Below are 26,137 nucleotides of genomic sequence, written 5' to 3' on the forward strand. Positions count from 1 at the left end.
TACGGCCCACCGCAGGTTCGAGGGTTTCCGATGTCGTGCGACATCACAGAGTGCCCCCGGCAGGATTCGAACCTGCGGCACCCGCTTTAGGAGAGCGGTGCTCTATCCCCTGAGCTACGGAGGCGGACTCTCGTAAGCCTAGCGAAAGACTGGCACTGCGTGCGACGTCAGGGGGCGATCAGTTCGGTGGCGTTGGTTATGGGTGCTCTGAGCTGCGGTAAAGGCATGACAAGTGATCAGAATCGGGGTGTTCGGGGGTGGATAGCTTCTGCCTGTGACTCGTAGGCGTGGTGCTCAGATCCGTAGAACGCAGGCTCGGCGGCGGCCTGTGGTGTTGTTCGGTGCGTTGCTGGCGCCGGCGATTCTTGCGGGTGGGTTGTTGGCGGGGGAGGTGCAGGGGCTGGAGGTGGAGGTGCCGTGGGTTGCGCCGCCTGCCCGGAAGGTCAGTGCTGCTGTGGTTTGGGAGCCGCGGCTGGTGCCGGCTCCTGAGGTGCCGGAGCGGAGGTATGAGGGGGTTGTGCGGGTTCGGGTGCGGGAGGAGGTGAGTGCGCCGGTTGTATCTGAGCCTCGGGTGCCGGAGCGGTCTGTTGAGGAGGCTCGGGAGGAGAGGGCTGCGGAACAGGAGGTGGAGTTGGCTCCGGGTGGGTGTGCGGGGGAGTGGGTGGATACGTGGTTGGGGGATTTGTGTCGGGATTGGGAGAGTGAGCAGCGGGCTCGGGAGTCCGGTGATGTTCGGGAAGAGGAAGCGGCCGGTGAGGAGAGTTGGGTGCCGGGGGTGTGAACCTCCCCGGGTGGGGTGGCGTACTTCCTCATGAGGCCGCGCGCTTCCTCATGAGGCCAGGCGGTGGTCGTGCATCCTCGGGAGGTTTGTGGTGGAGGGCTGTACAAAGGGGGCTATTTGTCTCATAACAGCTCTTCGGAGTTCGGTCCGGGCACTCGGGGGGCTGTAGTAACGTGCGTGCCTGACCCGGGTAACGAGTTTGCAAACGGAGGAGTCGAACGTGCCAGCCCCTCGATCAGCGGGTCTGATCGCGGTCGTCATGGCGGTGGCTTCTCTCCTCACGCCCGGGGGGCAGACGCCTGCGCAGGCCCATACGCAGGTGAGGCAAGAGCGGGTGAAGCCCGATCCGTCCAATCTGACGGAGTTGCGGAAGGAAGCCGAGCGGTCCGCCAAGGAGCTGGAGGACGCCACCAAGGCCCTGGAGAAGCGGCGAGCCGACATCGCGGCCTCCGAGAAGACGCTCAAGAGCAAGCTGACCGCTCTGCAGAGCCTCGAGAACCGGCTCTCCGTGATGCGGCAGCCCGTCTCGCAGATGGCCGAGCTGCTCTACCAGCAGCCCCTGCTGGCGGGCGGGATCATTCCGTTCGTGTCGGGCAGCGCGGATGAGAAGACGCTGCGGGCGCTCATGGACGCGAACCAGATCGTGTCGGTACGTCAGCGGGCCGTCGAGCAGACCAGCGCGCTCTACCAGGAGGCCGAGCGGCTGGCCGCCGAGGCGCAGGAGCTGCGGGCCGGCAACCTGCTGGCCGAGGCGCAGCTGGCCGCCGAGGTGGACACGTTGCGGCAGCGGTCGGACAAGATCGTGAAGTCGCTCACGGCGGCGCTGGTGAAGCTGGGCATCAAGATCGACAAGGTGGGGCGGGCGGCCCTGGGGTGCAACCCGCTCAAGGCGGCCAACGCCGACCACTATCCGAACGGGCTCATCCCCCAGAGCATGCTCTGCCCGCTCCAGCAGAAGGGGCACAGTCTCCGGGCGGACGCCACCATCGCGTTCGTCAGCCTCAACGAGGCGTACCGGCGGCGGTTCGGCAAGCCGATGTGTGTGACGGACGCGTACCGGAGCCTCGGCGAGCAGCAGTCGGTCTATTACCGGCGGCCCGGGTTCGCGGCGGTGCCGGGGCGAAGCAACCACGGGCTCGGACTGGCCGTGGACCTCTGTGGAGGGGTGGAGAGGTCGGGGTCGGCGGAGTTCGTGTGGATGGAGAAGAACTCCAAGCGGTATGGGTGGTTCCATCCTTCCTGGGCCTACAGCAGCCCGTTCGAGCCGTGGCACTGGGAGTACGACCCCAAGATCGACACCCTGCTCTGACGTCAGATCACGGGCACGTCGGCGCTGCAGAAGGCACAGCGGGAGGCGGCCTTGGGGATCTCCGACAGGCACTCGGGGCAGTCGCGCGTCGTGGCTTCGATCTTGGCGGCGTTGCGCTCCCTGACGTGGGTGTACGGCTTCACGATCAGGAAGTAGACCACCGCGGCGACCATCAGGAACGACACGACCGCGTTGATGAAGTTGCCGTACATGAAGTTGGACTGGCCGACCGTGACCTTGAGCGAGGAGAAGTCGGGCAGCCCGCCGAACGCCGAGATCAGCGGCGTGAGCAGGTCGGCCACGAACGACTGCACGATCGCGTTGAACGCCGCCCCGATGATGACCGCCACCGCCAGGTCGATGACGTTGCCCTGCATGAGGAACTTCCGGAAACCTGTCATGACAGGAAATCGTATCCGAGTGATTACTCTAAGTTAGTGCGCAGGGTGATCGACAGGCGAGCGTGGGCCTGGGCAGTCGCCAGCTCGGCGGCCTGGGACGGGGTGGTGGCCAGGACGAGGAGGGCGCCTTCCTGGGACGCGCCAGAGCGGGCGGACCGAGGGATGGTGATCACCGTGGCGTCCGTGGCGATCTCGCGGGCCGGCGCCGCCTGGTCGTGGGCGGCCAGGACGGTGATGGTCGAGCCGGGGGTCAGGAGGGAGGCCGTGGCGGGGTCGGCGATGCGCACCGGGGTCGCCACCAGGCCGGGCGGCAACGGGTAGGTGGACAGGAGGCGGACGTCGGTCAGCGGCTCGCCGCGGCGCATGGGGGTGGCGAGGGTCTGGCCTGGGGCGAGGGTGCGTACGGCTCCGGCAGGCGGGGGGTCGAGGGCGGCGGGGCGGAAGTCGGCGGCGCTGAGCGGGCCCGGGCGCAGGTCGCGTACGGCCACCAGGACCGTGGGGCCGGCGGGCGCCGGGCGGGTGGCGAGGTAGGCGGTCACGACGGAGACGGCGGCGAACGCCGCCGCGATGAGGCGGCGGCGACGGCCGTAGCGGGACAGCCAGACTCCGATCACGGCAGCTCGAACGGGAGCTTGATGCCGTCGAGCGCCCGGCCGCAGGAGCACGTGCGCTCTTCGGGCAGCGACTCGACGGTCTGCGCGATCAGGGTGCGCATGCGCGTGACGTTTTGGGCGAAGAACTCGAGCACCTCGTCGTGGGTGACGCCCTGGCCCGCCTCGACGCCGGCGTCGTGGTCGGTCACCAGGGAGACGGAGGTGTAGCAGAGGGCCAGCTCACGGGCCAGGATCGCCTCGGGGAAGCCGGTCATGCCGACGATGGACCAGCCGTTGGCGGCGTACCACTGCGACTCGGCGCGCGTGGAGAAGCGCGGGCCCTCGATGACGACCAGGGTGCCGCCGTCGGCCGTCTCCCAGCCGCCGGAACGGGCGGTCTGTACGGCGACCGCGCGGCCCGACGGGCAGTAGGGGTCGGCGAATGAGACGTGGACGGCGCCGTCGATGTCGTAGTAGGTCTGGGCGCGGCCGGAGGTGCGGTCGACGAGCTGGTCGGGGACCACGAGGGTGCCGGGGCCGTATTCGGCCTTGAGCGACCCTACGGCGCTGGGCGCCAGCACCTGGCGGACGCCGAGCGAGCGCAGCGCCCAGAGGTTGGCGCGGTAGGGGATGCGGTGGGGTGGGAAACGGTGATCCTTGCCGTGGCGGGGGATGAACGCCACCGTGCGGGAGCCGATGCGTCCGATGGTGACGACGTCGCTCGGGGGGCCGTAGGGGGTGGCGAGCTCGACCTCCTCCGCATCGTCGAGCAGGGAGTAGAAGCCGGAACCGCCGATGACGCCGATGTCTGCGCGAGTGACCATGGCGCTGAGAGTAGCCGCAGTGGCCGGCGGCGATGGAACCCGAACGGGGTTCTGTGGATAACGCGGCCGCGGGGTGATTTCGCCGGCTGGTGCGAAGAATGTGCGGGGGAGAGAGGAGCCGTGGGCGACCGGTGCATCCATTGTGGACGTGCGCGACCGGTGCTGCGGCTCTAGGGCGAACGAGCGGGGTTCCGCCCCCAGAGCGCAGGCGAGCGACCGGGCGCGGGCAAGCCACGCCGCGGGGGATCAGGCGCGGAGGTTCAGCTGACCTGCGGCCGGCAGGGGAAGCGGGCGACGGCGGGTCAGCTGACCTGCGGCAATCAGCTGGAAGCGGCGGCGGGAGCGGGGGAGCTGGTCGAGGACGAGCTGGACGACCCCGAGTCCGACGACGACGACTTGCTCTCCCCGGACTTCGACGAAGAAGACGAAGAAGGGGACGAGGAAGAAGAAGAGGACGTCGAGGACGACGAGCGGTTGTCGGTCCGGTAGAAGCCCGAGCCCTTGAACACGATGCCGACCGCGGAGAACACCTTCCGCAGGTTCCCCTGGCAGCTCGGGCAGACCGTCAACGCATCGTCTGTGAACTTCTGGACCACCTCGAGCTGCTCACCGCAGTCGTTGCAGGCGTACTGATAAGTCGGCACGCGCTCCTCCTTACAAGCTTTGGCACTCGAGCGATGCGACTGCTAATGGTAACCGATAGGTCCAAACACCTATTCCAGCCCCCGCTCTCCGTACCAGCCGGCCAGTTTGCCGCGGCGGTTGACCGCGCGCAGGCGGCGTTCGACCTGGTCGCGGCAGGCGGCGGTGGCGACGATGAGGAGCTGGTCGTCGGTACGCAGGCGGGTGGAGCCGGTGGGGACGAACGATCGGCCGTCCCGTACGACGAGCGTCACGGCAGCGCCGGCGGGCAGCCGCAGCTCGAAGACCTCGACCCCGTGCAGCAGCGACTCCGGAGGGATCTTGACCTGCAACAGGTCGGCGTGCAGCTCCTCAAGGGGAGCCGACTCGACGGACAGATCGTGCGCCTCGGCGGGGGCGCTCACCCCGAGCAGCCGCGCCGCGTACGGCAGGGTCGGCCCCTGGAGCAGGGTGAAGACGATGACGATCACGAAGACCTGGTTGAAGATGTCCTTGGAGCCCTCGATGCCGGCCGCCCAGGGGATGGTCGCGAGGACGATCGGCACGGCGCCCCGCAGACCGGCCCACGACAGGAACGCCTGTTCGCGCCAGGTCACCCGGTCCAGCCGCAGCACCCGGGCGAGCAGCGAGGAGACGGCGACGGACAGCGGGCGGGCGACGAGCGCGAGGACGGTGCCGATGATCAGGCCGGGTACGACGGCCGACGGCAGCTCCTCGAGGTGGGCCAGCATGCCGAGCATGACGAACAGCCCGATCTGCGCCAGCCACGCGGCCCCTTCCGCGAAGCTCCTGGTCGCGGCGCGGTGGGGGAGGTGCGAGTTCCCGAGGATGAGCCCGGTGAGGTAGACGGCCAGGAAGCCGGAGCCGTGCAGGAGGACGGCGCCGCCGTACGAGACGAAGGTCAGGGCCAGGACGGCGATGGGGTAGAGGCCGGAGGCGGGCAGGGCGACGTGGCGCAGCGCGTACGCGCCGGCGGGGCCGACGGCGAGCCCGACCGCGGCGCCGATGACCAGCTCCAGGGCCGTCTCGAGAAGGAACGTTCCAAGGCCCGCCGACGCCTGCGAAGCGCCGGTGAGCAGGACGACCGCGATGACCGTGGGAGCGTCGTTGAAACCGGACTCCGCCTCCAGGACGCCGGCCAGGCGCGGCGGCAACGGCAGCCTGCGCAGCACGGAGAAGACGGCGGCGGCGTCGGTGGAGGCGAGGACCGCGCCGACGATCAGCGCGGTCTTCACGTCGAAGCCGAGCGGCCCCTTGATGGCGAACGCGACGATGAGGATGCTCACCGCCACGCCCACGGTGGCCAGTACCAGGGCCAAGGGGACGGAACGGCGTACATGCGACCAGTTGGTGGTGAGCCCGCCCTCGGCGAGGATCACCGCCAGCGCCCACAGGCCGATCTGCTGGGCGACCTGCGGGTTCTCGGTGGGGAAACCGACCCCGGAGAGCTCCAGGGCCAGCCCGAAACCGAGGAAGACCAGGAGGCTGGGAAAGCCGGTGCGGTGCACCAGTCGTACGGACGCGATGGCCGCGATGACGACGGCGGCGCCGATGAGGAGCGAGACGTCAAGCGTCATCTGGCCCCCTCCTCCTGCACCGCCGTCACATCAGCCTAGTGATGCCCGAGGGTGTGGCGGCGTAGCGTACGCGCTGGTCATGGGGCTCGTGCGGGACGCCGTCGATCAGCTCGCCGTCGTGCAGCAGCGCCACGGTCGGGACGTTGGGGCCGACGCGGGCGAGCGCGCGGTCGTACGAGCCGCCGCCCCGCCCCAGGCGGACGCCGGTGACGCGGTCGACGGCCAGGGCGGGGACGATGACGAGGGCGGCGGTGCGTACGGCGTCGACGCCGCGCCGCGTGTCGACCGGCTCCATGATCCCGTAGCGGCCGGGCGCGAGCGTGTCGGGCCCGTCGTACACCGCCCAATCCAGGTCATTGTCGGCACGCAGGACCGGCAGGATGACGGTGGCGCCATGTTTCCAGAGAGCGAACACCAGCCCGTGCGTCTCCGGCTCCGACCCTGTTGACCAGTAGCAGGCCACCAGACCGGCCATCTGCACCCACGGTTGTTCGAGCAGTGTTTCGCGGACCTTGATGGCGTTTGCCCGCACTTGATCGGGGGAGAGTGCGATACGCGCCGCGTTCAGCTCGCGACGGAGGTTCAACTTGTCCACAGATCCCTCCACTAGGGTCTAACTCATGGCTGACTTCGACCCTGTGACGAAAGCCGTCGTGCCCGCCGCGGGTCTGGGCACCCGGTTCCTTCCGGCGACCAAGGCGACACCCAAAGAGATGCTGCCCATCGTCGACAAGCCCGCGATCCAGTATGTCGTCGAGGAGGCCGCCTCCGCCGGGCTGCTCGACGTTCTCATGGTCACCGGCAAGAACAAGCGCTCGATCGAAGACCATTTCGACCGGGCGTTCGAGCTGGAGGAGGCGCTGGAGGCGAAGGGCGATGAGCACCGGTTGTCCCAGGTCCGCGAGCCGGCCTCGCTGGCGACGCTGCACTACGTACGCCAGGGCGAGCCCAAGGGGCTCGGCCACGCCGTGCTGTGCGCCAAGCACCACGTGGGCGACCACCCGTTCGCCTGCCTGCTCGGTGACGACCTCATCGACTATCGCGACAACCTGCTGCGCCGCATGATCGAGGTGCGCGACACGTTCGGCGGAAGCGTGATCGCGCTGATGGAGGTGCCCAAGGAGTCCGTCTCGCTGTACGGCGTGGCGACCATCGAGGCGACCGCCGAGGACGACGTCGTCCGCGTGACCGACCTCGTCGAGAAGCCGCCGGCCGACGAGGCGCCGTCCAATTGGGCGATCATCGGCCGTTACGTCATCGACCCCGCGGTCTTCGAGGTCCTGGAGAACACGCCCCCCGGGCGCGGCGGCGAGATCCAGCTCACCGACGCGCTGCGCACGCTGGCCCAGCGCGGCCGCGACGAGGGCGGTCCCGTGCACGGCGTGCTGTTCAGGGGACGCCGCTACGACACGGGCGACAAGCTCGACTATCTGCGGACGGTGGTGAAGTTCGCGGCGAACCGGGAGGATCTGGCGCCGGAGTTCGTGCCGTGGCTGCGGGAGTTCCTCGATGAAATCAGTTGACGCGCATCTGGCCGAGATCCTGGCCACTGTACGTCCGCTGGCCCCCCTTGAGCTCGAGCTGGAGCAGGCGCTCGGCACGACCCTGGCCGAGGACATCTCCTCGCCGGTGCCGCTGCCGCCCTTCGACAATTCGGCCATGGACGGCTACGCGGTGCGGGCCGAGGACGTCGCGGGCGCGCCGGTGACGCTGCCGGTGATCGACGACGTCGCGGCGGGGTCGCTGGAGCTGCGGGCCGTGGGCCCTGGCCACAGTGTGCGCATCATGACCGGTGCCCCGCTGCCGGCGGGCGCCGACGCGGTGGTGCCGGTGGAGTGGACGGACGGGGGCACGGTCTCCGTACGCATCGACCGCGCCGCCGAGCTCGGCAACGCCGTGCGGCGGGCGGGTGAGGACGTGCAGGCCGGCGAGGTCGTGCTCAAGGCCGGCACCGTGATCGGCCCCGCCCAGCTCGGCATCATCGCCGGGGTGGGGCGGCGGCGGGTGCGGGCGCGGCCGCGTCCGCGCGTGGTCGTCATCTCCACGGGCGCGGAGCTGATCGAGCCGGGCGGCACGCTCGCGCCCGGCCAGATCTGGGACTCCAACAGCTACACCCTCACCGCCGCCGTACGCCAGGCCGGAGCCGACGGCTTCCGCGCCGGCTCGGTCGGGGACGATCCGGGCATCCTGCTCGACCGCCTCGACACCCATCTCGTACGCGCCGACGCGATCATCACCAGCGGCGGGGTGTCGATGGGCGCGTACGAGCCCGTCAAGGAGGCCCTGGCGCCGCTCGGCACCGTCCGCTTCGAGAAGGTGGCCATGCAGCCGGGCATGCCGCAGGGATTCGGCGTGCTGGGGGAGGACCAGGTGCCGATCTTCGCCCTGCCGGGCAACCCGGTGTCGTCCTTCGTGTCGTTCATGCTGTTCGTCCGCCCGGCTCTCGACAAGATGCGTGGTCTGCCCGGCGGCATGCCCCGCACGCTGACCGCGCGCACCGCGGGGCCGCTGCGGTCGCCGTCCGGGCGGCGGTCCTATCTGCGCGGTGTCCTCGCCGACGACGGCACGGTGGCGCCCGCCCACGGGCAGGGCTCCCACCAGCTCGCCGCGCTGGCCGCGGCGAACGCGCTGATCGTGGTGCCGGAAGACGTGACCGAGGTCGAAGCGGGGTCCTCGGTGGAGGTGATCAGGCTGTGAGCGAGCTGACCCACATCGACGAGACCGGCGCCGCCCGCATGGTCGACGTCTCGGCCAAGGACGTCTCCGCCCGTACGGCCGTCGCCAGCGGACGCGTGCTGCTGACGGCCGAGACGGTGGCGCTGCTGCGGTCGGGCGAGGTGCCCAAGGGCGACGCGCTGGGCGTGGCCAGGATCGCCGGGATCATGGGGGCGAAACGTACGCCCGACCTGATCCCGCTCTGCCATCCCATCGCGCTGCACGGCGTGAAGGTGACGCTCGACGTCGAGGACTGGGGCGTGGCCATCACGTGCCGGGTGAAGACCGCCGACCGCACGGGTGTGGAGATGGAGGCGCTGACCGCGGTGTCGGTGGCGGCGCTGGCGCTGATCGACATGGTCAAAGCGGTCGATCCCGGCGCGGTGATCACCGACGTGCGGGTGGAGGAGAAGCTCGGCGGCAAGACCGGCCGGTGGACGCGGGACGGGGAATGATGCGCGCCTTGGTGATCACGGTGTCGAACCGGGCGTCGGCCGGGATTTATGCGGATAAATCCGGGCCGTTGCTGGCGTCGTTGCTGCGTGACGAGGTCGGCTGTGAGGTCGAGGGGCCCGTGGTGGTGCCGGACGGCGAGCCGGTGGAGACTGCGCTGCGTGACGGGGTGGCGGGTGGTTATGACGTCATCGTGACCACCGGGGGCACCGGGTTGACGCCGATGGATCTGACGCCGGAGATGACCGCGCGAGTAATTTCTAGAGAAATTCCCGGTATAGCGGAGGCAATTCGTCAGGCTAATCGCGAGAAGGTGCCGACCTCGATCCTCTCGCGCGGATTGGCCGGACAGGCAGGGGAAACCTTGATCATAAATTTGCCCGGATCCTCCGGTGGCGTACGCGATGGCGTCGCCGTACTCGCGCCCATTCTCCGCCACGCCGTCGATCAGATCCGCGGCGGTGATCATCCGCGCTGACGGGGATTCGGTCGGTCACCCCGTGGCGACATCGTGCCCGATAGGGGGATGATGAGAGATGTGGATCGACTTCGTGGCTGGCCGGCGACACTCAGCGAAGGTCCGGTAGGCCTCCGGCCGCTACGGTTGGGCGACGTACGCGTATGGCGCGAGACACGAGTGCGCAATGCCGACTGGCTGCGCCCGTGGGAGCCGAGCAACCCCGAGACGCCCCTGTTCAGGACCGGTCTCGGCCCCTACGTCTCCATGGTCGGCACCCTGCGACGCGAGGCCAGGCAGGGGCTGGCGCTGCCGTGGGTGGTGACGTACAACGGGCGTTTCGCGGGCCAGCTCACCGTCGGCGCCATCGTGTGGGGGTCCGCCCGTTCTGCCCAGGTCGGCTACTGGATCGACGGCGCCGTGGCCGGCCGCGGCATCACCCCCACGGCCCTCGCGATGGCCGTTGACCACTGCTTTTTCACCACCGGATTGCATCGGCTCGAAGCGAACATCCGCCCCGAGAATCACGCCAGCCGTAGGGTGGTTGAGAAGCTCGGTTTCAGGGAAGAAGGCATTCGGCGGCGCCAACTCCACATCGACGGAGCCTGGCGCGACCACATTTGCTACGCGTTGACCGTCGAGGACGTTCCCGGCGGGCTGCTCGTGCAATGGCGTCGCGCGCGTGAGTCAGCGGCTCACGGGGGGTCCTCCGTCGAAGAGGTTTGACGATCTCGCGACACACCGCACCGAATGCTCGTCAATCAGTGACACGCGGTCTTACGGTGCGTGACGTGAGCACATTCAAGGCGCGACGAGCACAACCGCGTCTTTGTGCTGCCCGGAGGTGGTGGTCATGAGCCCCGTCCTCCTCTATCTCGCCATCGTCGTCATGTGGCTCTGCGTCCTGATTCCGATGTGGCTGCGCAGAGACAAGACGAATCTCGCCGAGCTGGCCGAGCTCGAAGAGTATTACACCGGCGAGCACCAACTGCCCGATCTCGACAACCTCGCCCCATCCGATCCCGATGAGGACGACGGCACACCGCCGGTCGAGATCGAGAAGGTCGACGTCCGCCAGTTCCGGCTCCGGCGCCGCGCCATCATCGTCGCCCGCCGGCGCCGCCTGCTCTTCTTCACCGCGCTGCTGGTGCTGGCCTCCATCGTGACGGCCGCGGTCGAGATGATCCCGTGGTGGGGGGTGGCGCCGTCCGTCGTCGTCACGCTGACGTACATGGCGTTTCTGCGCATCGCCGTACAGGTGGACAGGGAGCGCCGCGAACGCGCCCGCCAGGCGCGCGCTGAGCGCCGGCGGCGGCTACGCGAGCAGCGCCGCGCCGCCGCCGAGGCGGAGGCCGAAGTCATCGACTTCACGCCGATGCACGCCGACGTCCTCTTCGACCAGTACGCCGAACCACCCAAGCGGGCGGTGGGCGACTGAAACGGTGGCGCGAGGACCCTCTGGAGTTTGCTAATCTAGTCGAGTCCTTGGGGATGTAGCGCAGTCCGGTAGCGCACTTCGTTCGCATCGAAGGGGTCAGGGGTTCGAATCCCCTCATCTCCACAAGGGGCCGTTCTTGAAACGGCTGAACTGAGGTTGACGGGATCCCGTCTGATCATTGCGATCAGGCGGGATCTCGGCGTTTCAGGGGTTTGCGAATCGGGTTCGTCCTGTTTTGGGGGCCGCGGAGCAGGTGTCCGGGAAGGTGGTTCCGGGTCATACGACAGGCGGGCGCGAGCTGACCTGGGGTGAAGGTCCACAGGTACGGGCGCACAGTCCGGCGGACCTGATGGCGACGGCCCGGGCGGAGATCGCCCAGCAGGCCGTCGACCTGTTCGGCGGCCCCGGTATCGCCGAGCTGCGAGCCTGCCACGCCCCGGGCTGCGGCTGTACTTCCTCAAGCGGGGCTTGATCACTGCCGATCGGTTTCCTCGCCGGTCACCGCATCCTCGCGGCCGATGAACGTGGCCCTGCCGCTGCGGACGTCGTGGTCGGTGCCGGGCGCGGCGAACTCCAGCAGCCGGGCGCCCTCGGCCTCGACCTCGGCGCGCTCGGTGGTGGCCAGCGGCCGGAACGGGTCGATCTCCAGAGTCGCTGATGCCTTGCCCAGATGGAGCTTCCAGGCGCCCGTCACCTGCCCGTCCACCAGGAAGGTGGCGCGCATCCCGTTGCGCGTCATGACCCGTTTGCGGTCCTGCTCCGAGATCACGCGGGTGCGGTCGGCGTGGGAGGCCAGCAGGTTGTCGTATTCGGGCAAAAAGCGAACCGGCGCGTGGGCGTCGGCGCCGGGGCGTGGCGCATCCGGCAGGTCGAACAGCTCGATCCCGCGCTCGTCGTGGAAGACCGCCAGCTGCGGCCGCAGCCTCTCCAGGACGGGACGCAGCCGGGTTCGGCCGGTCCATGTCTGCACGTCGGTGACCGAGGCCGGGCCGAACGCGGCAAGGTAGCGCAGCACGATGTATTCGGAGTCGGCGGCGGGGGCGGGCTCGGCTCCGGTCCAGTCGGCCGCCGTCGCGTACCGGGTGGTGCCACCGACGCCCCAGACGGCGCGTGGTGGCACCTGCACCAGCGGTACCAGGTTGCGCACGACGGTGGCGAGCGCACGGGGCTCGCGATCGGGCCACCGCTCGTGCAGCGCCGCCCTGAGCTCCTTGGGGGTGAGGTGCCGTGCGCCGAGCAGCGCCCGGCCCGACTCCGCCACGGCCGCACGGTCCAGACCGGTCAGGATCGTCTTGAACGCGGTGTCCAGCTCACGGTCGAGCGCAGGCTGCGCCCATGGCCGCAACGAGCGGTAGTCCGCCGTGGTGACCAGGTGGATGGTGCTGCGCATCAGCGCGACCCGCACCAGGCGGCGCTCGGTCAGCGCGTCCGCCAGGTCGGCGGTGCCGAACTTCCGTAACCTGCTCCAGAGCCCGAAGTAGGGCGCGTACGGCGCCTGCGCCTGCATGCCGACCAGCCGGGTGACCGTCTCCTCGGCGGTCGCCTCGGCCCGTTCCAGCAGCCACTGTCGGGCCAGCAGAGCTCGTCCCAACTCCCGTCGCCTCAGCACCTGTGCCACCGTGCCGTCCTCTCCGTCCATCCGGCAGGCGCGGCGGATGCCGCCCCTGCCTCGTTGATCATCCGCCGAAGTCGGCCCGGTGATCCGCGGCCCACCGGGCGTAGGCGCGCGCGGGGTGCCCTGTGATCTGCTCGATGACGTCGTTGACCGGCGCGGGCTTGCCGACCGCCTGCGCCATGAGACCGAACAGCGCCGCCAGAAACTCAGGGTCCATGAACCGGCTCATCTGCTCCAGCACCGCCTCCGGGTCGAGGTCCTCGACGGTGAGCGGGCGCCCCAGCATCTCGCCGAGGATGCCGACCTGCTGTGCCTGGGTCAGCGACTCGGGGCCGGTCAGGTCGTAGGCCCGCCCCGCGTGCCCGCCGCCGATCAACGTCCGCGCGACCACCTCGGCGACGTCCCTCTCGTGCACGGCGCTGAAGGCCGCTTCGGCGTACGGCGCGCGAATGACGTCACCGCCCTGGAGCTGCATCGCGAACGTCAACGAGTTGATGGCGGGGAACAGGAGCCGCAGGAACGTCCACTCGATCCCGGACGCCTCGATGGCCCGCTCGACATCGCGGTGGTACTGGGCGATCACGTCGGGCTGCCGCTCGGCGCCTGGGACGACCGCCCCGGAGGACAGGAACACCAGCCGCCGTACCCCGGCCTGGCCCGCGGCCGCCAGCAGCGGAGCGACATCCATCCCGTACTGCAGAACCAGGAAGGCGGCCTCGACGCCGGCCAGCGCCGCCGGCAGCGTCTCGGGCTTGGTCAGATCGCCCCGGACGACGTCGACTTCCTCCGGAAGCTCCGCCCGCTCCGGAGTACGGGTCAGCGCCCGCACCGGCGCACCCGCGGCGACCAGCTCATCTACCGCCTGACGTCCGAAGTGAGCCGTGGCACCGATGACGAGATACATGAGTGTTTCCTTTCGCGCGAAGACATGAGGGCTGAGGGGGGTCCGCCGAAAAACCGGCGGCGGTCAGCGAACCTTGCGGAAGAACTGCCGGATGTCGTGGACGAGCAGATCGGGGGCGTCGTGAGCGGCGAAGTGGCTGCCCCGGTCATAAACGTTCCAGGAGAAGATATTTTTGTGGTCGCGGTCGGCGAACGTCCGGATCGACTGAAAGTCCCAGGCGAAATTGGCCAGGCCGAGGGGCACGGTGGTCGGCTCGGGCACGGAGGTGCCCCGGCCGTTCGACTTCTGCTGTACAGGGGCCGCCGACGCGTCCTCGTAGTAGAACCGGGCGGCTGAAGCGGCCGTGTTGGTCAGCCAGTAGATCATCACGTTCGTGAGCACGAAATCCGGGTCGAGCGAAGCGCCGAGCAGCTGCGCGTGCCAGCCCAGCAGGCCGGCCGGTGAGTCGGCCAGTGCGTGCGCCAGATTCTGCGGCTCGGTGGACTGGAGCTTGTCATACGCGCCCCGGTTCTGGGTGAACCACTCGGCGAACGCGAGCTTTCCGCGCTCCTCCTCAGACAGACCGGCCGACTCGGCGGGGTCGCCCGACGGGAACGAGAAGACCTGCGTCACGTGCACTCCACAGACGTGCCCAGGGTCAACCCGGCCCACCTCGGGCGAGATCAGCGATCCGCCGTCGTTGCCAGCCGCGCCGTACCGGTCGTACCCGAGCCGGCGCATCAGCTCGGCCCAGGCCCGGGCCACCCGGTACCGATTCCAGCCGCGCTCCCGGGTCGGCCCGGAGAAGCCGAAGCCCGGCACCGACGGAATGACCAGATGGAACGCGTCCGCCGGGTCGCCGCCGTGCGCACGCGGGTCGGTGAGCGGGCCGATCACGTCCAGCCACTCGACCACCGAGGTCGGCCAGCCGTGGGTCAGGATCAGCGGCGTCGCGTCCGGCTCCGGCGACAGCACGTGCAGGAAGTGGATGTTCTGGCCGTCGATCTCAGTGGTGAACTGCGGGTACGCGTTCAGCTTCGCCTCCCAGGCCCGCCAGTCGTACCCCGTGCGCCACCGCTCGACCAGTTGCTTGACGTAGCCCACCGGGACGCCGTACTCCCAACCCGGCGGCACCGGGCCGACCGGCGCCGACTCGCTCGCGGGCAGCTCCTCCGCCCACCGAGTCCGGGCCAGCCTCTGCTGTAGATCGTCGAGCTCGGCCTGAGGGATGTCGATCCGGAACGGGGCGATCGTGCTGTCGTTCGTCATGGTCATCAGCGTAGGAACCAATTAGGTAAGACCCGTTCCTAATGAACGGGCAGACTCGAAGAATGTTGGAAACCTCGGCGCGACTGCTGCGCCTGCTCTCGCTGCTCCAGACGCCCCGCGAGTGGACCGGCGCCGAACTGGCCGAACGGCTGTCGGTCAGCACCCGCACCATCCGCAACGACGTGGAACGCCTGCGAAACCTCGGCTATCCGGTGCACGGCAACCGAGGCGCGGTGGGCGGCTACCGGCTCGGTGCCGGGGCCGCGCTGCCGCCGCTGCTGCTCGACGATGAAGAGGCGGTCGCGGTGGCGATCGGACTGCGCACCGCCGCCGGGGGCACGATCACCGGAGTCGAGGAGACCTCGCTGCGCGCGCTGGCCAAACTGGAGCAGGTGCTACCGACCCGGCTCCGGCGCCGTGTCAACGCCCTCCAGCGGTACGCCGTCGCGGTACCCCGGGACGACCTGGGCTCACGGGTGGACGCGGACACGCTGAGCGCCCTCGCCGCCGCCTGCCGGGATCACGAGCGCCTGCGATTCGACTACCGAAGCCACGACGGCTCCGAGAGCCGGCGCGAGGTGGAACCATACCGGCTGGTCAACTGGGGACGACGGTGGTACCTCGTCGGGTTCGACGTCGAGCGGGCCGGCTGGCGGACATTCCGGGTGGACCGGCTCCACCCACGCACCCCGACGGGTCCCCGATTCACCCCCCGCGATCTCCCCGAGGAGGCCATCGACCAGGTACGCCGGGGCGTGTCGTCGGCTGCCTGGCGATACCGGGCCCAGGTCGTCGTGCACGTACCAGCCGAACAGCTCGCCGAACGAATCAACGCCGCCATCGGCACGATCACGCCGGTCGACGACACCCGCTGCCTGCTGGACACCGGCGCGGACAGCATCGAGGCGCTCGCCGTTCACCTCGGCCTGCTCGGCGTCGATTTCACCGTGACGGAGCCCGCGGAACTCGTCGAACTCGTGCGTGCACTCGCCGACCGCTATCACCGCGCCACCGAGCCACAGCACACCTGATATGGCGGGCGTCTTTGTCAAGTGGGCCTGCGGTTATCTGGGGTAGTCAAGCGAACTGGCTGGTCAGCCGCCTGAGGGTCGTTCAGACACGTAAGGCAAGTGGGTTGCTCGCGTTCGGCGCGTAGATGGATGGTCGAGAGGTCTATCAGCCGCGTGAAAGGACCCCCACCGGGCGCTCGAGGACGTGCCCGAGGGCGGCGTCCACACCTTTGTGACGGACGGGATCGAAAGCGCCCTGCGGCAAGGCCAGGGAGGTCGCCGGCGGCAAGAACGTCGCCGTGATGGGCGGCGCGGACCTCGGGCGGCAGTTCATGAGGGCGGGGCTGGTCGACCAGATCGGGATCCATCTGGTGCCTGTGCTGTTCGGCGGGGGCCAGCGGCTCTTCGACCACCTGGGGGCGACCACATCCAGCTTGAGGTGGTCAACGTGGTCGACACCCCGCTGGCCACCCATCTGCTCTACCGCATCGTGAAATGACCCGTCATCGCTGAGCGGGCCTGTCCGGAATCGCCTTGGCCGGGGCATGGAGCTGGACGCTCATCTCTCGGTCGTCGCGGAGCCGCCGAGCCCGGCCTGGCGGGCTTACGCGGCCCTCCCGGGCGCCCCCGCAGCGTTGATGTATTTGCTCGGAAAGGTGGCCGGAATGCGGCGAAACCCACATGCAGGACCCGCCGATGACGCCCGGCCGTACCCGACAGCCCGGGAAACGATCAACTCCTGTCCGGGAAGCGATCTCTGACGACGCCACTGCTCCGCAGGTCAGCTGTACTCGTGAACACCCCACAAGGAAGTTGCAGGTGAGAAGGGTCCGGTCGCTAGGTCGTCGTCGCGGGGCAGCGCGTCCACGAGTTCGACGTCGGCGCCGGGCACCTCACCGCCGTCACGAGATCGTCGGCGCGGCCGCAATCCGGCGATGTCGCCGACCGAGTCCACCAGCGGGCGTGGCGGTGGCAGCGGCGCCCCGGCCGGGCTTCCTCGACCTGCGGGCGGCGCTGGGCGGCGTGCGGTGCGTCTCTGTCCTGGCCCAGTCATCCCATCGGTTCGCGTCCTCTCGCGTCGGGATCTGGTACGTGGAGCAGTGGCGGCCTATTGACGTACGGTCGTGTCGAGGTCCGCATCGTGCCAGCGCGCTACCGCCAGCGCGGCGGCGTTGCGGGTGGGGCAGTAGCCGTCGGCGCTGCCGCGGTCGGGCTCGTTCCCCACCGGCTCGGGAGAGCTATTTCATGCACGTCCTTCGCCGCGACTCCAGCATCCAGGGCCCCGCCTCGGCCTCCAGCGAACTGGCCGACCTCGCCGACGCCGCGATTTCCGCCGCGACCTCGTGCGCATCGACCGAACCGCTCCGGTGACCGGTCTCAGGATCGAACGTGGCCAGCGTGAAACTCTCCGGTGCACCACCCCGTCCGCCTTCAGCGCACCCCGGACCATGCTCCCCGCAGACACAGACATGGTCGTCATCATCCGGCCCCAAGGCGCGTTTCCGAAGCGCGTCGTTACAACTCGCGCGGTGCCCGGCGGCGCCGCGGCTGCGGCTGGCTGGTGGGGTGTGCCGGCTGGGTGGCTGCCAGGCTGGTCAGGAACTTGAGCCGCTCTTCGGAGGTGCTGCCCGGTTCCGCGGTGTAGATGGTGAGGTCGTACACTGCCTGGCTGGAGATGGGCAGGTTAAGGGACTGGTAGGTCAGCTCCAGGTCGCCGACCTGCGGGTGCCACAGCCGCTTGCCGCCGGCGTGGCGGATGCGCACGTCGTGGGCGGCCCACTGGCCGCGAAACGCGGTGCTGAGCGTGGACAGCTCGCCGACGAGGTCGCGTAACGCCCGGTCGTGGGGCTCGCGTCCGGCCTCGGCGCGCAGCAGCGCGGCGCTGACGGCGGTGGCCGCGTCCCAGTCGACGAAGAACCGCTGGGAGCCCGGGTCGAGGAAGATGTAGCGGGCGAGGTTGGCGCGGCCGTGACCTGTGGTGGCAGGGCTGTCGAAGACCGGCGCGAGCAGGGCGCGAGCCAGCGCATTGTGGGCGACGATGTCCTGGCGGCCGTTGCGTACGAACGCCGCCGATATCGTCATGGAGTCCAGCAGCCACTGGACGCGCGGCGGGACCAGGACGTCCTTGCGGCGCGAAGGTGCGCGGCGGGCGGGCCGGGCGGCCTGGGCCAGGTCGAACAAGTAGGTGCGTTCGTCCTGGTCCAGGCGAAGGGCCTGGGCGACCGCGTCGAGTACCTCTTCCGATACGCCGCTGATGTGGCCCTTCTCCAGCCGGGTGTACCACTCGGTGCTCACACCGGCCAGCACCGCGACCTCCTCGCGGCGCAGCCCGGGGACCCGGCGCCGACCGCCGGTGGGCAGCCCGACCTGCTCCGGAGTGAGCTTCGCGCGCCGGATGGTGAGGAAATCTCGGATCTGGTCGCGGTTGTCGGACCGGTCGTCCATGCTCCCACGGTAACCGCAGGGCTTCGCAGGCGCTGACGGTAAGGGGGGTGCGGTTATCCCCCTATAAATGCGCTCTGTCTCGCGCCCGGCCAGGTGGGTTTCCTGGGATCAGCGAATCGAACGCGACCTGCGACACGGAGATGGACCCTGTCCGACCAGCTTTTGTAGTGGTGATCGGGCCGCCCATCACCGTCGACGCCCTCCTGTGATGCACCACCAGGACCTCCAGCACCCGGGAGTGACCATGACCGGCAAGACCGTACTGATCACCGGCGCGACCAGCGGCATCGGCGCCCACACCGCACGGCTGCTCCTCGACCGCGGCCACGCGTGGCCGTCACCGGCATGGCCGAGAACCTGTGGATGTACGCCACCAGCCGTGGCGTCGGCGTCACGCTCGTCAACCCCGGCATGACCGGCACCGCCTTCTGGCCGGCCGGCGTCCCACCCTTCGCCCTGTCCCCCGAGCCCGTCGCCAAGGCCATCTGCTTCGCCCTCAGCCAGCCGACCTCAACACCCTGACCATCCGGCCGGTCGGCCAGCCCGTCTGAGGCAGATCTGACACCCCGTGGCATCGCAGCCGGTCGTGAGCCGTGGTGTTCCTACCGGAAGCGAGACAGCCACCCCGGCAGGCGGCCAGAGATCTCCTGGTCAAGTCTGCGGATAGTCCGGCTCCCTTTCCACCGCATGAATCTCACCTGCAAAGGAGAAGTCCATGAAACGCATCACCAAACGTGCGGCCCTGGCCACTCTGGCGTCCGTCGCGGTGACGGCCTCGCTTACCGTCGCCCTCCCGACGGCGGCGTACGCGATCAATGAGGTCCCGTGCGCCGGCCGGTCCGACCTCGTACGCGCCACAATCCACGCAACCGGCGCCTCGTCAGCCAACTACTGTTACGCCAACGCCGGAACGGATATGTACGTCCAGGATGTCTGGTGGGTCACCCTGATCTCGACCGGTAACAATCGCGTTCAGTGGTACGGGGACGGAAGATGGCAGCCGGCTCAGCCGATCCCGAAGTGGACCGTATTCACCTGGCCGAACCATCCCGGTGGAGTCCGCATCCAGGGGATCAGGATCGTCTGAACTGCCGGCGACATCGGGGCGGCGGTCCTGCCCGATCGCCGCTCCGGCCGGCAAGGCTCCGGGGCACAGCCCCGGGAAAGCCGGGCCCCCGCATTGAGGTCGCGAGCTCGCGTCACCGCCACTGACATCTTCGGAAGTCAGTGCGGGGTGGTTTCCGGATGGCCGTCTTTCATGTGCGCCATGTGGGATTGAGCGACGTCGCGGACAAATATCCAGGGGTTCGTCCAGCACGTAGTCCGCGTATGCCCTGTTCGGGCCGTTCTTGAGACGGGCGGACTGAAGTTGACGGGATCCCGTCCGATCATCGCGATCGGGCGGGATCTCGTCGTTTCGGAGGATTTCGGTCACGAGGCTCGGCTGCGCGGAGCCTGATCAGCCGGCCGCGTCCGGCTGCGTCCGGCTCGTGCGGTTGGCGGCATGGGCGGTGAGGGCGCCGATCGCACAGGTGAGTCCGAGCCCGAACAGCATGTACCGTGCCGCGTCGAGCATCGAGTCCCCGCCGAGGTTCATCAGCGTCCCGGCCACGGCCGTGCCGAACGCGATCGCCAGGCTCGTCACGGTGGCGATGCCCGCCGCGGCCCGCCCGCCTTCCTCCGGATCCTGGGTGCTGGACATCGCCCCCACGGACAGGTGCGGATAGGCGAGGCCGATCCCGGCCCCGGCGGCGAACAGCACCGGCACCCAGACGACCACCAGCCAGACCGGTGTGTCCGTACGCTGGAGCAGCCCTTGAAGGAGGAGGCAGGCGGCGAGCAGCAGTGGCCCGAGCACGCGCAGCCGGCGCACCGTGCGTTGCTCGGTCACCGACGAGCTGCAGATCTGGGTCACCGACCAGCCGAGTGAGATGGCTGCGGCGAAGAACCCCGCCACGAGCGGTGGCAGTCCGGCCAGCCGCTGGCCGAACAGCGGCAGGAACGACTCCACCGCGACGCCGAAGGCCAGCAGCGCCAGCGTCAGGTAGATCCACTTCAACGGCGAGCCGCGCCGGTAGGTCGTACGCGGGAAGACCCGCTGCTCACTGCGCCGCTCATGCGCGACGAACCCGGCCAGCAGCAGGAACGCGAGCGCGATGGCGGCGCCCTTCTGCAGCGTGCCGGCCACGACCCCGGCCACGCTCACGGCTCCGGCGCCGGCCGTGATCAGCAGCAGGGACCCTGCCGGGATCGGCACCCGCGCCCCGCTGCGCCGGCTGCGCGGCAGGACACGGAGCACGAGCAAACAGCATCCGACCCCGATGAGCGCCATCGTCGCGAACGCCGGCCGCCACGAGCCGAACTGGGCGAACAGGCCGCCGAGTGCCGGGCCGGTGAAGTTGCCGACGCCGTACATCGCCGACATCAGTGCGGCGCCGCGGGTCCAGAGCCGGGAGGGCAGCGCCGACCGGATGACGGCGAATCCGAGCCCGGACAGCAATCCCGCGCCGAGCCCCTGAACTCCCCGCGAAAGCAGGAGCACCGTCATCGCCGGGCTCAGCGCGCAGGCCAGCGAGCCCGCGGCGAAGGTGGCGAAGCCGGCGAGGTAGGCGCCGACGTTGCCCCACCGGGTCAGGAACCGGCCGGTGAGCATCGTCGTGACCACCATGGCGACGATGTAGACGGTCATGTTCCAGGCGTAGAAGCTCGCTCCGCCGAGCTCGGCCACCGCGGTCGGCAGCAGGCTCGCGGCCAGGTAGATGTTGATCGCGCCGACCAGCACCCCGCCGGCCAGCACGATTGCCGAGCCGAGATGCTCGCGGCCCAATAGCTCCCGCCAGGCGGGCGGGGTGGAGGGCGGCGTGGAGGGTGGGGTGGCGGGCGGAAGGGCGTTCACCGGCTTTCCTCCAGGACGCTCCGCGCTCCTCCACAGATCGCGAGGGAGTTGCGCTCGTCTCCTGGCGGCTGGACGGATGACGGGCCGCCGAACCGTTCGTCGTGGTCAGCACTCATGCGTTCCACGATGTCGTTGAACCGTCGCCGGAAACCTTCGCGCCGTTCACCGCTCCCGGCCAGGACGGCGAACGGGCAAGCCTCAACCGGTGATCCAACCCTGGACCTCGCTCGTCATCGGCTGGGCGCTCCTGAGAACCGTTCACGATGCCTTGCCAGGGAGGGCAACATGGATGCGCCTATATCTTGTGGCACAGGTTATAGTGGTGAAATGACTATGACGGAGCCGATGTTCTTGGCCTTGACGGCACTCCTCGATGAGCCGCGGCACGGCTACGGGATCGTGCAGGAAGTGGACCGGCTGTCTGCGGGGACGGTGCAGCTCAAGATCGGTTCCTTGTACGGCGTTCTCGACCGGTTGACCGCCGACGGCCTGGTGGAACTCGACCACGAAGAGGCGCACTCGGGACGTCTGCGCCGCTACTACCGCATCACCGACGCGGGGGAGGAGGCCCTTGCGGCGGAGCTCGCCAGGCTGAACAGCACCCTCCAGATCGCCGTCGAGCGACTCGGTGCCCGCCGGAGCAGCCTCACCAGCCGGCCATCGATCGCTGGAGGTTCGGCGTGAGCCTGCTGGAGCAGCGCTACCGCCTCATCCTCAAGATGCTGCCCGCCTCCTACCGGGCCGAGCGTGAGGAGGAAATGGTCGAGGCATTCCTTCAAGGCGCCGGGCAAGATCGCGACGAGGACAACGCGCGGCCGAGCTGGCGAGAGACCGTCTCCATCGCCGCGCTGGCGGTCAGGAGCAGGCTCGGCGGTCTCGGCGCCGCACCCCGCCACCGCGCCGTCGGTGACGCAGTCAGGCTGGTGGCCCTGCTCGGGTTGGGCTACCAGGCTGTGATCGGCTGGATCGACGTGCTCTTCTCGCTACACGCCCTGGGCTACCTGCCGGGACGATCGCTGGTCGTCACCCCTGGCCGGCAGGTGCCGCAGCTCCTGACGACAGCGGGGGGTCTGGCCCAGGTCGCCGCCTTCGCCGCGCTCGCGCTCGGCAAGGTGCGGGCAGCCAAGCTCCTGGCCGTGCTGGGCCTGGTGCACGTGCTGGTCATGGTCGGGATCGCTGCCCTCACCTGGCCTCGATCGGTCATCGACTCCGCACCTCACGTCCTGGGCGCCATGGTGCCCGTCCTGGCTCTGCTGACCGGCTACCACGTGGACGCGCCGGTGCGGCGCTCCCTGCCGATGACCGCACTGCCGCTGGGGCTGACCGCGGCGTACATCGCCATCGCGCTCGCCTTCGCCAACCTCACGGGCACAAATGCCACGCCTGGTCACCCGACAGCGTGGGTTGCCATGTGGATCGATCCGCAGGGCGTGACCGTGACGGTGCTCCTGATGGCAGGCCTGCTGTGCCTGGTGCGCGACACCACGCCGGCCTGGCGATTGGGTCTCGCCATCGTCGCGGCGTCGATGGCCGTTGAGCGGTCACCGGTCTTTCTGATCGGTGTCGAAAGGCCCGTGCAGTCGCTTGCCATCACTGCGATCGTTCAGTCTGCGGCGTTGTCGACGCTGTGTCTGGCGCTGCTCGTTGCGGGACTGCGTGTCCTGCCCCATCATCCGGCTGTTCCCCTTCGAGACGGCAGCTAGCGTCCCGAACTCGCTCTCTCCCGTATAGGCGACGGTGGCCCTTCGCGGGCCACCGGCCGGGCGGCGGTTAGGATCCGCGCATGTCTCGTTTCGAGGTGGCCACTCTGGTTCTCGCGCCGCTGCCGGTCGTCTTCGATGCGTCCTTGTCAGTCGAGCTGCACGCCTCTTCCATGCGCGACTCGCGCGAGCAAGCAGTCGCAGGGGTCACCTCCGGACGGCTGTCCCTGGGCGATCAGGTCACGTGGCGAGCGCGGCACTTCGGCCTCATCTGGCACCTGACCTCGACGATCAGCGCCTATGTCCGGCCCTCGTACTTCGTCGACGAACAGGTACGCGGCCCCTTTCGGCATTGGCGCCACGAGCACACCTTCGAATCGACGCACGAAGCCGACAGTGGCGTCGAAGCGACCCTCATGAAGGACATCGTTGACTTCGCCGCGCCCGCCGGCCCCTTGGGCACGCTCGCTGAGGCTCTCGTCCTGCGCCGTTACATGACCAAGCTGATCCTGCTGCGTAACGAGCACCTCAGGCGGACGACCGAGACCACCATGCAGTGATCGCCTGCTTCCTGCGGGTACGGTGGCGGACCTCCAAGGCTGAGATCGCGATCATGCCTCGTCACATGTCGCCGGCATAGACGGCCACCGTCAGGGTTCCGGGGCGTCGCAGGTACTCGGGGATGGACGTCTCCAGCCGGACCCTGATCGTGGTCGTCTTCCCGCTGAGCAGCCGTTTGCCCAGGTAGAGGAACCCACCCCCGCCCGGCGAGGAGGAGCAGTCGATGCCGCCCTTGATCAGGCGTCCGTTCACCCACACCTTCCGGCTGAGCCGGTCGCCGAGACCGTCTCCGCAGGAGGTGGCGACGGCAAGGCCGAGGCCTCTGTTCGGCACGGTGACCGTCACCTCGCGGCTGTCGGGCCAGGTTGTGGTGGCCTTGGCGGCCAGGTTGAGCTCCTTCCCGAGTTTCGCGGGCGGCTCAGCCGGAGGCGAGGCGGTCTTCATCGTGGACGGTGGCGTCCACTCGTACACGCCGAACCGCCATGTCCCCGGAGCCGTGCGCCCGGGGGAGCCTTTGACGGTGAATATCACCGTTCGCGTCCCGGCGGGGAAGGGCTGCATGTCGACCGCTTTGCCGCGCTCGCACGCGTTCATCAGGAAGGGCGCCGGGGACAGCGTGAAGGTCTTGTCCAGGCCGGGCACGCTTGCGATGACCTGCGGTGGTGCCGCTTTGGGAGATGGGCAGTCAGGCAGGATGGCCACCGGTTTGCCGCTCACCTCCACCTCGAAGAGCACCGATGCCTGGCGCGCTGGGTCGAAGGTTGCGGTGGCGAGCCTGCGGTAGACGGTGCCGTCCGACTCCTCGTACCGGCTGGGAAGCTTTTCGGTCATGTTCGCAGTGGTCGGCTGATCGGGCCCCCGCAGGCTGACGACCGTACCGCCGGCGACGACCGCGACGGCGAAACTGACAGCGGCGGCGACGGTCGCGAGCCGGCGCCGCCGCGCGCCGCGCGCCCTGGCGCGCAGTGAGTGCCAGGGGATCGGGCGGTCGAGGGCGGGGCTGCTGCGTTCGTCGAGCAGGTCGCGGAGTTCTCGCTGGTCGATGGGCATGGCGCTACCCCCTCCTGTCGTACGTGAACGACTTGTCCACCCGAAGCTTGGCCAGCGCCCTGCTCGCCTGGCTCTTGACCGTTCCGACGCTGCAGCCGAGCGTCTCAGCGGTCTGGGCCTCGCTCAGGTCCTCGAAGAACCGCAGCACGATGACGGCCCGCTGCCGGGCGGGCAGGCGGCCGAGCGCCTGCCAGACCAGCTCGCGATCGTCGGCCTGTCCCATGTGGTCGGCCGCCTGCGCCTGGTCGGGCGGCGACTCGCTGGTCATCTCGGCCCTTCTCCAGCGCCGCCGCCACCAGGAGACGTGCAGGTTCACCATGATCTTGCGGACGTACGCCTCACGCTCGTCGCCCAGGCGCGGCCAGGCCTGCCACGCCTTCAGCAGCGCCGTCTGCACCAGGTCCTCGGCCGCTCCCCAGTCACGGGCGAGCAGGTAGGCGGTGCGGAGCAGCCGGTGCCACGACGCCTCGACGAACGCGTCGTACTCCGATCCATCCGCCATGTACGGTCCTTCCTCGAGCGACAGTCACCCGTCCATACGCCGCCGGAGGAGCGGAAGGTTGCTCAGGCTCAGGAAGCGGTCGTCTCTGGGAGGATCCTGCAAGATCCACGCTGTCTCGGTGGACCCCATGAGAGGAAGTGGCGAGGCGTGCTGCGCTGGGGCTGGTTATCTGTCGTTCTCGTTCTGGCCGGATGCTCGGCCACCACCGCGCCTCCCGCGCCGGTGCCCGTCCGTTCCACGGCTGCTGCCAGTGAGGTGGCGGGCGCGCCGGGGGACGCTGTCGGGGAGCAGAGCGTGGTTCATCTGGCGGGAGTGGCGCCGTCGTGTGTCAAAAAGATCGAGGGGACGGGTTTCGTGTACGCCCCCCAGCGGGTGGTGACCCCGGCGCATGTGGTGGCCGGTGTCCGCCCGGTGTCCGTCCGCGTCACGGCTGCTGACGGTGAGGTCTATAAAGGGCGTGTCGTGGCGTTCGATCCTGATGTCGACGTCGCGGTCCTGTACGTACCTGATCTGCCTGCCCCTGCACTCTGGCTGGACGTGCCCGGAGGGTCGCTCGGCGGTGCGCGCTTGCTCGGTTATCCGAAGAGGGCGAAAGGCGTCGTCGCGCAGCCGGTCGAGATCCTCGATCGGTTCGAGGCGGAAGGGCCGGACATCTACAAGAGACGTCAGGTCACCAGGACGGTGCTCGAACTCGCCTTCGACGTGCGCCCGGGTATCAGCGGCGCCCCGCTGCTCGTCGAAGGCGGCACGGTCGCGGGGATGGTCGTCGCCGCGACCAAGCAGGATCCGAAGCGCGGGTACGCGCTGGCCGCCGAGGAGATCCTGCCCATCGCCAAGCGCGCGGCCAAAGCCACGAAGCATGTGTCGACACGCAAGTGCGACGCAGGTCCGTGACGAACGAGGGTCCACCTGACGAAACTCAGGGGGAAGGCCAGACGATCGTGTCCTGTGTGCTGCCTGCACGGACTTCTACCTTTTGGGTTCCCCGTGGAAAAGAGGAACCTGATGAGGATGTT

28 protein-coding genes, 2 tRNA genes and 1 pseudogene are annotated in these 26,137 nt (G+C 69.2%); 17 read left to right on the top strand and 14 right to left on the bottom strand.

Annotated features, from left to right (window positions below):
• Window positions 1-51: 51 nt before the first annotated feature.
• Window positions 52-124 (bottom strand) — tRNA-Arg (locus tag AB0K28_RS50215).
• Window positions 125-1,145: 1,021 nt separating this feature from the next.
• Between AB0K28_RS50215 and AB0K28_RS50220 the strand changes: the two genes are divergently transcribed.
• The gene (locus tag AB0K28_RS50220) at window positions 1,146-2,090 is read left to right on the top strand and encodes a D-alanyl-D-alanine carboxypeptidase family protein (protein WP_364385397.1); all 945 of its coding nucleotides are present in this window, start codon (window positions 1,146-1,148) and stop codon (window positions 2,088-2,090) included.
• Between the two features lie 2 nt (window positions 2,091-2,092).
• Here the strand turns inward: AB0K28_RS50220 and mscL are convergent, their stop codons facing one another.
• The 6 genes from mscL to AB0K28_RS50250 form a co-directional block, all read right to left on the bottom strand.
• On the bottom strand, window positions 2,093-2,491 hold the full coding sequence (mscL, locus tag AB0K28_RS50225; protein ID WP_345390512.1) for a large conductance mechanosensitive channel protein MscL: 399 nt from the start codon (window positions 2,489-2,491) through the stop codon (window positions 2,093-2,095).
• A gap of 23 nt (window positions 2,492-2,514) precedes the next feature.
• A complete protein-coding gene (locus AB0K28_RS50230; RefSeq protein WP_364385400.1) occupies window positions 2,515-3,105 on the bottom strand; it encodes a flagellar biosynthesis protein FlgA in 591 nt (196 codons plus the stop codon).
• Window positions 3,102-3,908, bottom strand: coding sequence for an S-methyl-5'-thioadenosine phosphorylase (locus AB0K28_RS50235; protein WP_345390506.1), 807 nt, complete (start codon window positions 3,906-3,908; stop codon window positions 3,102-3,104). The genes AB0K28_RS50230 and AB0K28_RS50235 overlap by 4 nt, the downstream gene beginning before the upstream one ends.
• 320 nt (window positions 3,909-4,228) lie before the next feature.
• Window positions 4,229-4,552, bottom strand: a complete 324-nt coding sequence (locus tag AB0K28_RS50240) for an FmdB family zinc ribbon protein (RefSeq protein WP_345390503.1) — start codon at window positions 4,550-4,552, stop codon at window positions 4,229-4,231.
• A 69-nt stretch (window positions 4,553-4,621) separates the two neighbouring features.
• Window positions 4,622-6,127 carry a potassium/proton antiporter gene (locus tag AB0K28_RS50245; RefSeq protein ID WP_364385403.1) on the bottom strand — a complete coding sequence of 502 codons (1,506 nt, stop codon included), beginning with the start codon at window positions 6,125-6,127 and terminating at the stop codon, window positions 4,622-4,624.
• 25 nt (window positions 6,128-6,152) lie between these two features.
• Complete coding sequence (locus AB0K28_RS50250; RefSeq protein ID WP_345390497.1) at window positions 6,153-6,722, bottom strand: 5-formyltetrahydrofolate cyclo-ligase; 570 nt, start codon at window positions 6,720-6,722, stop codon at window positions 6,153-6,155.
• 25 nt (window positions 6,723-6,747) lie between these two features.
• On the opposite strand from AB0K28_RS50250, the gene galU reads away from it, so the two are divergent.
• The 7 genes from galU (at window position 6,748) to AB0K28_RS50285 (ending at window position 11,313) form a co-directional block, all read left to right on the top strand.
• On the top strand, window positions 6,748-7,650 hold the full coding sequence (gene galU, locus AB0K28_RS50255) for a UTP--glucose-1-phosphate uridylyltransferase GalU (protein WP_364385410.1): 903 nt from the start codon (window positions 6,748-6,750) through the stop codon (window positions 7,648-7,650).
• Window positions 7,637-8,824, top strand: a complete 1,188-nt coding sequence (gene glp, locus AB0K28_RS50260; protein WP_364385413.1) for a gephyrin-like molybdotransferase Glp — start codon at window positions 7,637-7,639, stop codon at window positions 8,822-8,824. Before galU ends, glp begins: the two co-directional genes overlap by 14 nt.
• Complete coding sequence (gene moaC, locus AB0K28_RS50265; RefSeq protein ID WP_364385416.1) at window positions 8,821-9,297, top strand: cyclic pyranopterin monophosphate synthase MoaC; 477 nt, start codon at window positions 8,821-8,823, stop codon at window positions 9,295-9,297. The genes glp and moaC overlap by 4 nt, the downstream gene beginning before the upstream one ends.
• Complete coding sequence (locus tag AB0K28_RS50270; RefSeq protein WP_364385483.1) at window positions 9,297-9,773, top strand: MogA/MoaB family molybdenum cofactor biosynthesis protein; 477 nt, start codon at window positions 9,297-9,299, stop codon at window positions 9,771-9,773. Before moaC ends, AB0K28_RS50270 begins: the two co-directional genes overlap by 1 nt.
• A 51-nt stretch (window positions 9,774-9,824) precedes the next feature.
• Window positions 9,825-10,478: a GNAT family protein gene (locus AB0K28_RS50275; RefSeq protein ID WP_364385486.1), complete on the top strand. Its 654-nt coding sequence runs from the start codon at window positions 9,825-9,827 to the stop codon at window positions 10,476-10,478.
• 127 nt (window positions 10,479-10,605) lie between these two features.
• Window positions 10,606-11,190 (top strand): hypothetical protein, encoded by a 585-nt coding sequence (locus AB0K28_RS50280; protein WP_345390491.1) that lies wholly within the window; start codon window positions 10,606-10,608, stop codon window positions 11,188-11,190.
• A gap of 49 nt (window positions 11,191-11,239) precedes the next feature.
• Window positions 11,240-11,313, top strand: a tRNA-Ala gene (locus AB0K28_RS50285).
• Between the two features lie 349 nt (window positions 11,314-11,662).
• Here the strand turns inward: AB0K28_RS50285 and AB0K28_RS50290 are convergent.
• From AB0K28_RS50290 to AB0K28_RS50300, 3 genes are all read right to left on the bottom strand, one after another.
• Window positions 11,663-12,799 (bottom strand): winged helix DNA-binding domain-containing protein, encoded by a 1,137-nt coding sequence (locus AB0K28_RS50290; protein WP_364385420.1) that lies wholly within the window; start codon window positions 12,797-12,799, stop codon window positions 11,663-11,665.
• 67 nt (window positions 12,800-12,866) lie between these two features.
• The gene (locus AB0K28_RS50295; protein WP_364385423.1) at window positions 12,867-13,709 is read right to left on the bottom strand and encodes an NAD(P)H-binding protein; all 843 of its coding nucleotides are present in this window, start codon (window positions 13,707-13,709) and stop codon (window positions 12,867-12,869) included.
• Window positions 13,710-13,772: 63 nt separating this feature from the next.
• Window positions 13,773-14,963, bottom strand: coding sequence for an epoxide hydrolase family protein (locus AB0K28_RS50300; protein ID WP_364385426.1), 1,191 nt, complete (start codon window positions 14,961-14,963; stop codon window positions 13,773-13,775).
• 56 nt (window positions 14,964-15,019) lie between these two features.
• Here AB0K28_RS50300 and AB0K28_RS50305 point away from each other — a divergent pair, with 56 nt between their 5' ends.
• From AB0K28_RS50305 to AB0K28_RS50315, 3 genes and pseudogenes are all read left to right on the top strand, one after another.
• Window positions 15,020-15,988 carry a YafY family protein gene (locus AB0K28_RS50305; RefSeq protein WP_364385429.1) on the top strand — a complete coding sequence of 323 codons (969 nt, stop codon included), beginning with the start codon at window positions 15,020-15,022 and terminating at the stop codon, window positions 15,986-15,988.
• A 272-nt stretch (window positions 15,989-16,260) separates the two neighbouring features.
• Window positions 16,261-16,461, top strand: a pseudogene (locus AB0K28_RS50310) (dihydrofolate reductase family protein); the annotation flags it as partial.
• Window positions 16,462-17,212: 751 nt separating this feature from the next.
• A complete protein-coding gene (locus tag AB0K28_RS50315; RefSeq protein WP_364385432.1) occupies window positions 17,213-17,338 on the top strand; it encodes a hypothetical protein in 126 nt (41 codons plus the stop codon).
• Between the two features lie 144 nt (window positions 17,339-17,482).
• Here the strand turns inward: AB0K28_RS50315 and AB0K28_RS50320 are convergent, their stop codons facing one another.
• Entirely contained in the window at window positions 17,483-18,412 is a 930-nt protein-coding gene (locus tag AB0K28_RS50320; protein WP_364385435.1) for a helix-turn-helix transcriptional regulator, read from the bottom strand.
• Between the two features lie 345 nt (window positions 18,413-18,757).
• Between AB0K28_RS50320 and AB0K28_RS50325 the strand changes: the two genes are divergently transcribed.
• Together AB0K28_RS50325 and AB0K28_RS50330 are read left to right on the top strand one after the other, a co-directional pair.
• The gene (locus tag AB0K28_RS50325; RefSeq protein ID WP_364385438.1) at window positions 18,758-18,934 is read left to right on the top strand and encodes a hypothetical protein; all 177 of its coding nucleotides are present in this window, start codon (window positions 18,758-18,760) and stop codon (window positions 18,932-18,934) included.
• A 193-nt stretch (window positions 18,935-19,127) separates the two neighbouring features.
• Window positions 19,128-19,499 (top strand): beta/gamma crystallin domain-containing protein, encoded by a 372-nt coding sequence (locus AB0K28_RS50330; protein ID WP_345390476.1) that lies wholly within the window; start codon window positions 19,128-19,130, stop codon window positions 19,497-19,499.
• Between the two features lie 372 nt (window positions 19,500-19,871).
• Here the strand turns inward: AB0K28_RS50330 and AB0K28_RS50335 are convergent, their stop codons facing one another.
• Window positions 19,872-21,308 (bottom strand): MFS transporter, encoded by a 1,437-nt coding sequence (locus tag AB0K28_RS50335; RefSeq protein ID WP_364385441.1) that lies wholly within the window; start codon window positions 21,306-21,308, stop codon window positions 19,872-19,874.
• Window positions 21,309-21,641: 333 nt separating this feature from the next.
• Between AB0K28_RS50335 and AB0K28_RS50340 the strand changes: the two genes are divergently transcribed.
• From AB0K28_RS50340 to AB0K28_RS50350, 3 genes are all read left to right on the top strand, one after another.
• The gene (locus AB0K28_RS50340; RefSeq protein ID WP_345390470.1) at window positions 21,642-21,992 is read left to right on the top strand and encodes a PadR family transcriptional regulator; all 351 of its coding nucleotides are present in this window, start codon (window positions 21,642-21,644) and stop codon (window positions 21,990-21,992) included.
• Window positions 21,989-23,011, top strand: coding sequence for a hypothetical protein (locus AB0K28_RS50345; RefSeq protein ID WP_364385444.1), 1,023 nt, complete (start codon window positions 21,989-21,991; stop codon window positions 23,009-23,011). The genes AB0K28_RS50340 and AB0K28_RS50345 overlap by 4 nt, the downstream gene beginning before the upstream one ends.
• 80 nt (window positions 23,012-23,091) lie before the next feature.
• The gene (locus tag AB0K28_RS50350; protein ID WP_364385447.1) at window positions 23,092-23,568 is read left to right on the top strand and encodes an SRPBCC family protein; all 477 of its coding nucleotides are present in this window, start codon (window positions 23,092-23,094) and stop codon (window positions 23,566-23,568) included.
• 61 nt (window positions 23,569-23,629) lie between these two features.
• Here the strand turns inward: AB0K28_RS50350 and AB0K28_RS50355 are convergent, their stop codons facing one another.
• On the bottom strand, window positions 23,630-24,619 hold the full coding sequence (locus AB0K28_RS50355; RefSeq protein WP_364385450.1) for a hypothetical protein: 990 nt from the start codon (window positions 24,617-24,619) through the stop codon (window positions 23,630-23,632).
• A gap of 4 nt (window positions 24,620-24,623) precedes the next feature.
• The gene (locus AB0K28_RS50360) at window positions 24,624-25,121 is read right to left on the bottom strand and encodes a SigE family RNA polymerase sigma factor (protein ID WP_364385453.1); all 498 of its coding nucleotides are present in this window, start codon (window positions 25,119-25,121) and stop codon (window positions 24,624-24,626) included.
• A 147-nt stretch (window positions 25,122-25,268) separates the two neighbouring features.
• Between AB0K28_RS50360 and AB0K28_RS50365 the strand changes: the two genes are divergently transcribed.
• Window positions 25,269-26,015: a trypsin-like peptidase domain-containing protein gene (locus tag AB0K28_RS50365; RefSeq protein WP_364385456.1), complete on the top strand. Its 747-nt coding sequence runs from the start codon at window positions 25,269-25,271 to the stop codon at window positions 26,013-26,015.
• The last annotated feature ends 122 nt before the right edge of the window (window positions 26,016-26,137 follow it).

It is taken from the genome of Nonomuraea sp. NPDC049504 (assembly GCF_040676845.1).
Classification (GTDB): domain Bacteria; phylum Actinomycetota; class Actinomycetes; order Streptosporangiales; family Streptosporangiaceae; genus Nonomuraea; species Nonomuraea salmonea.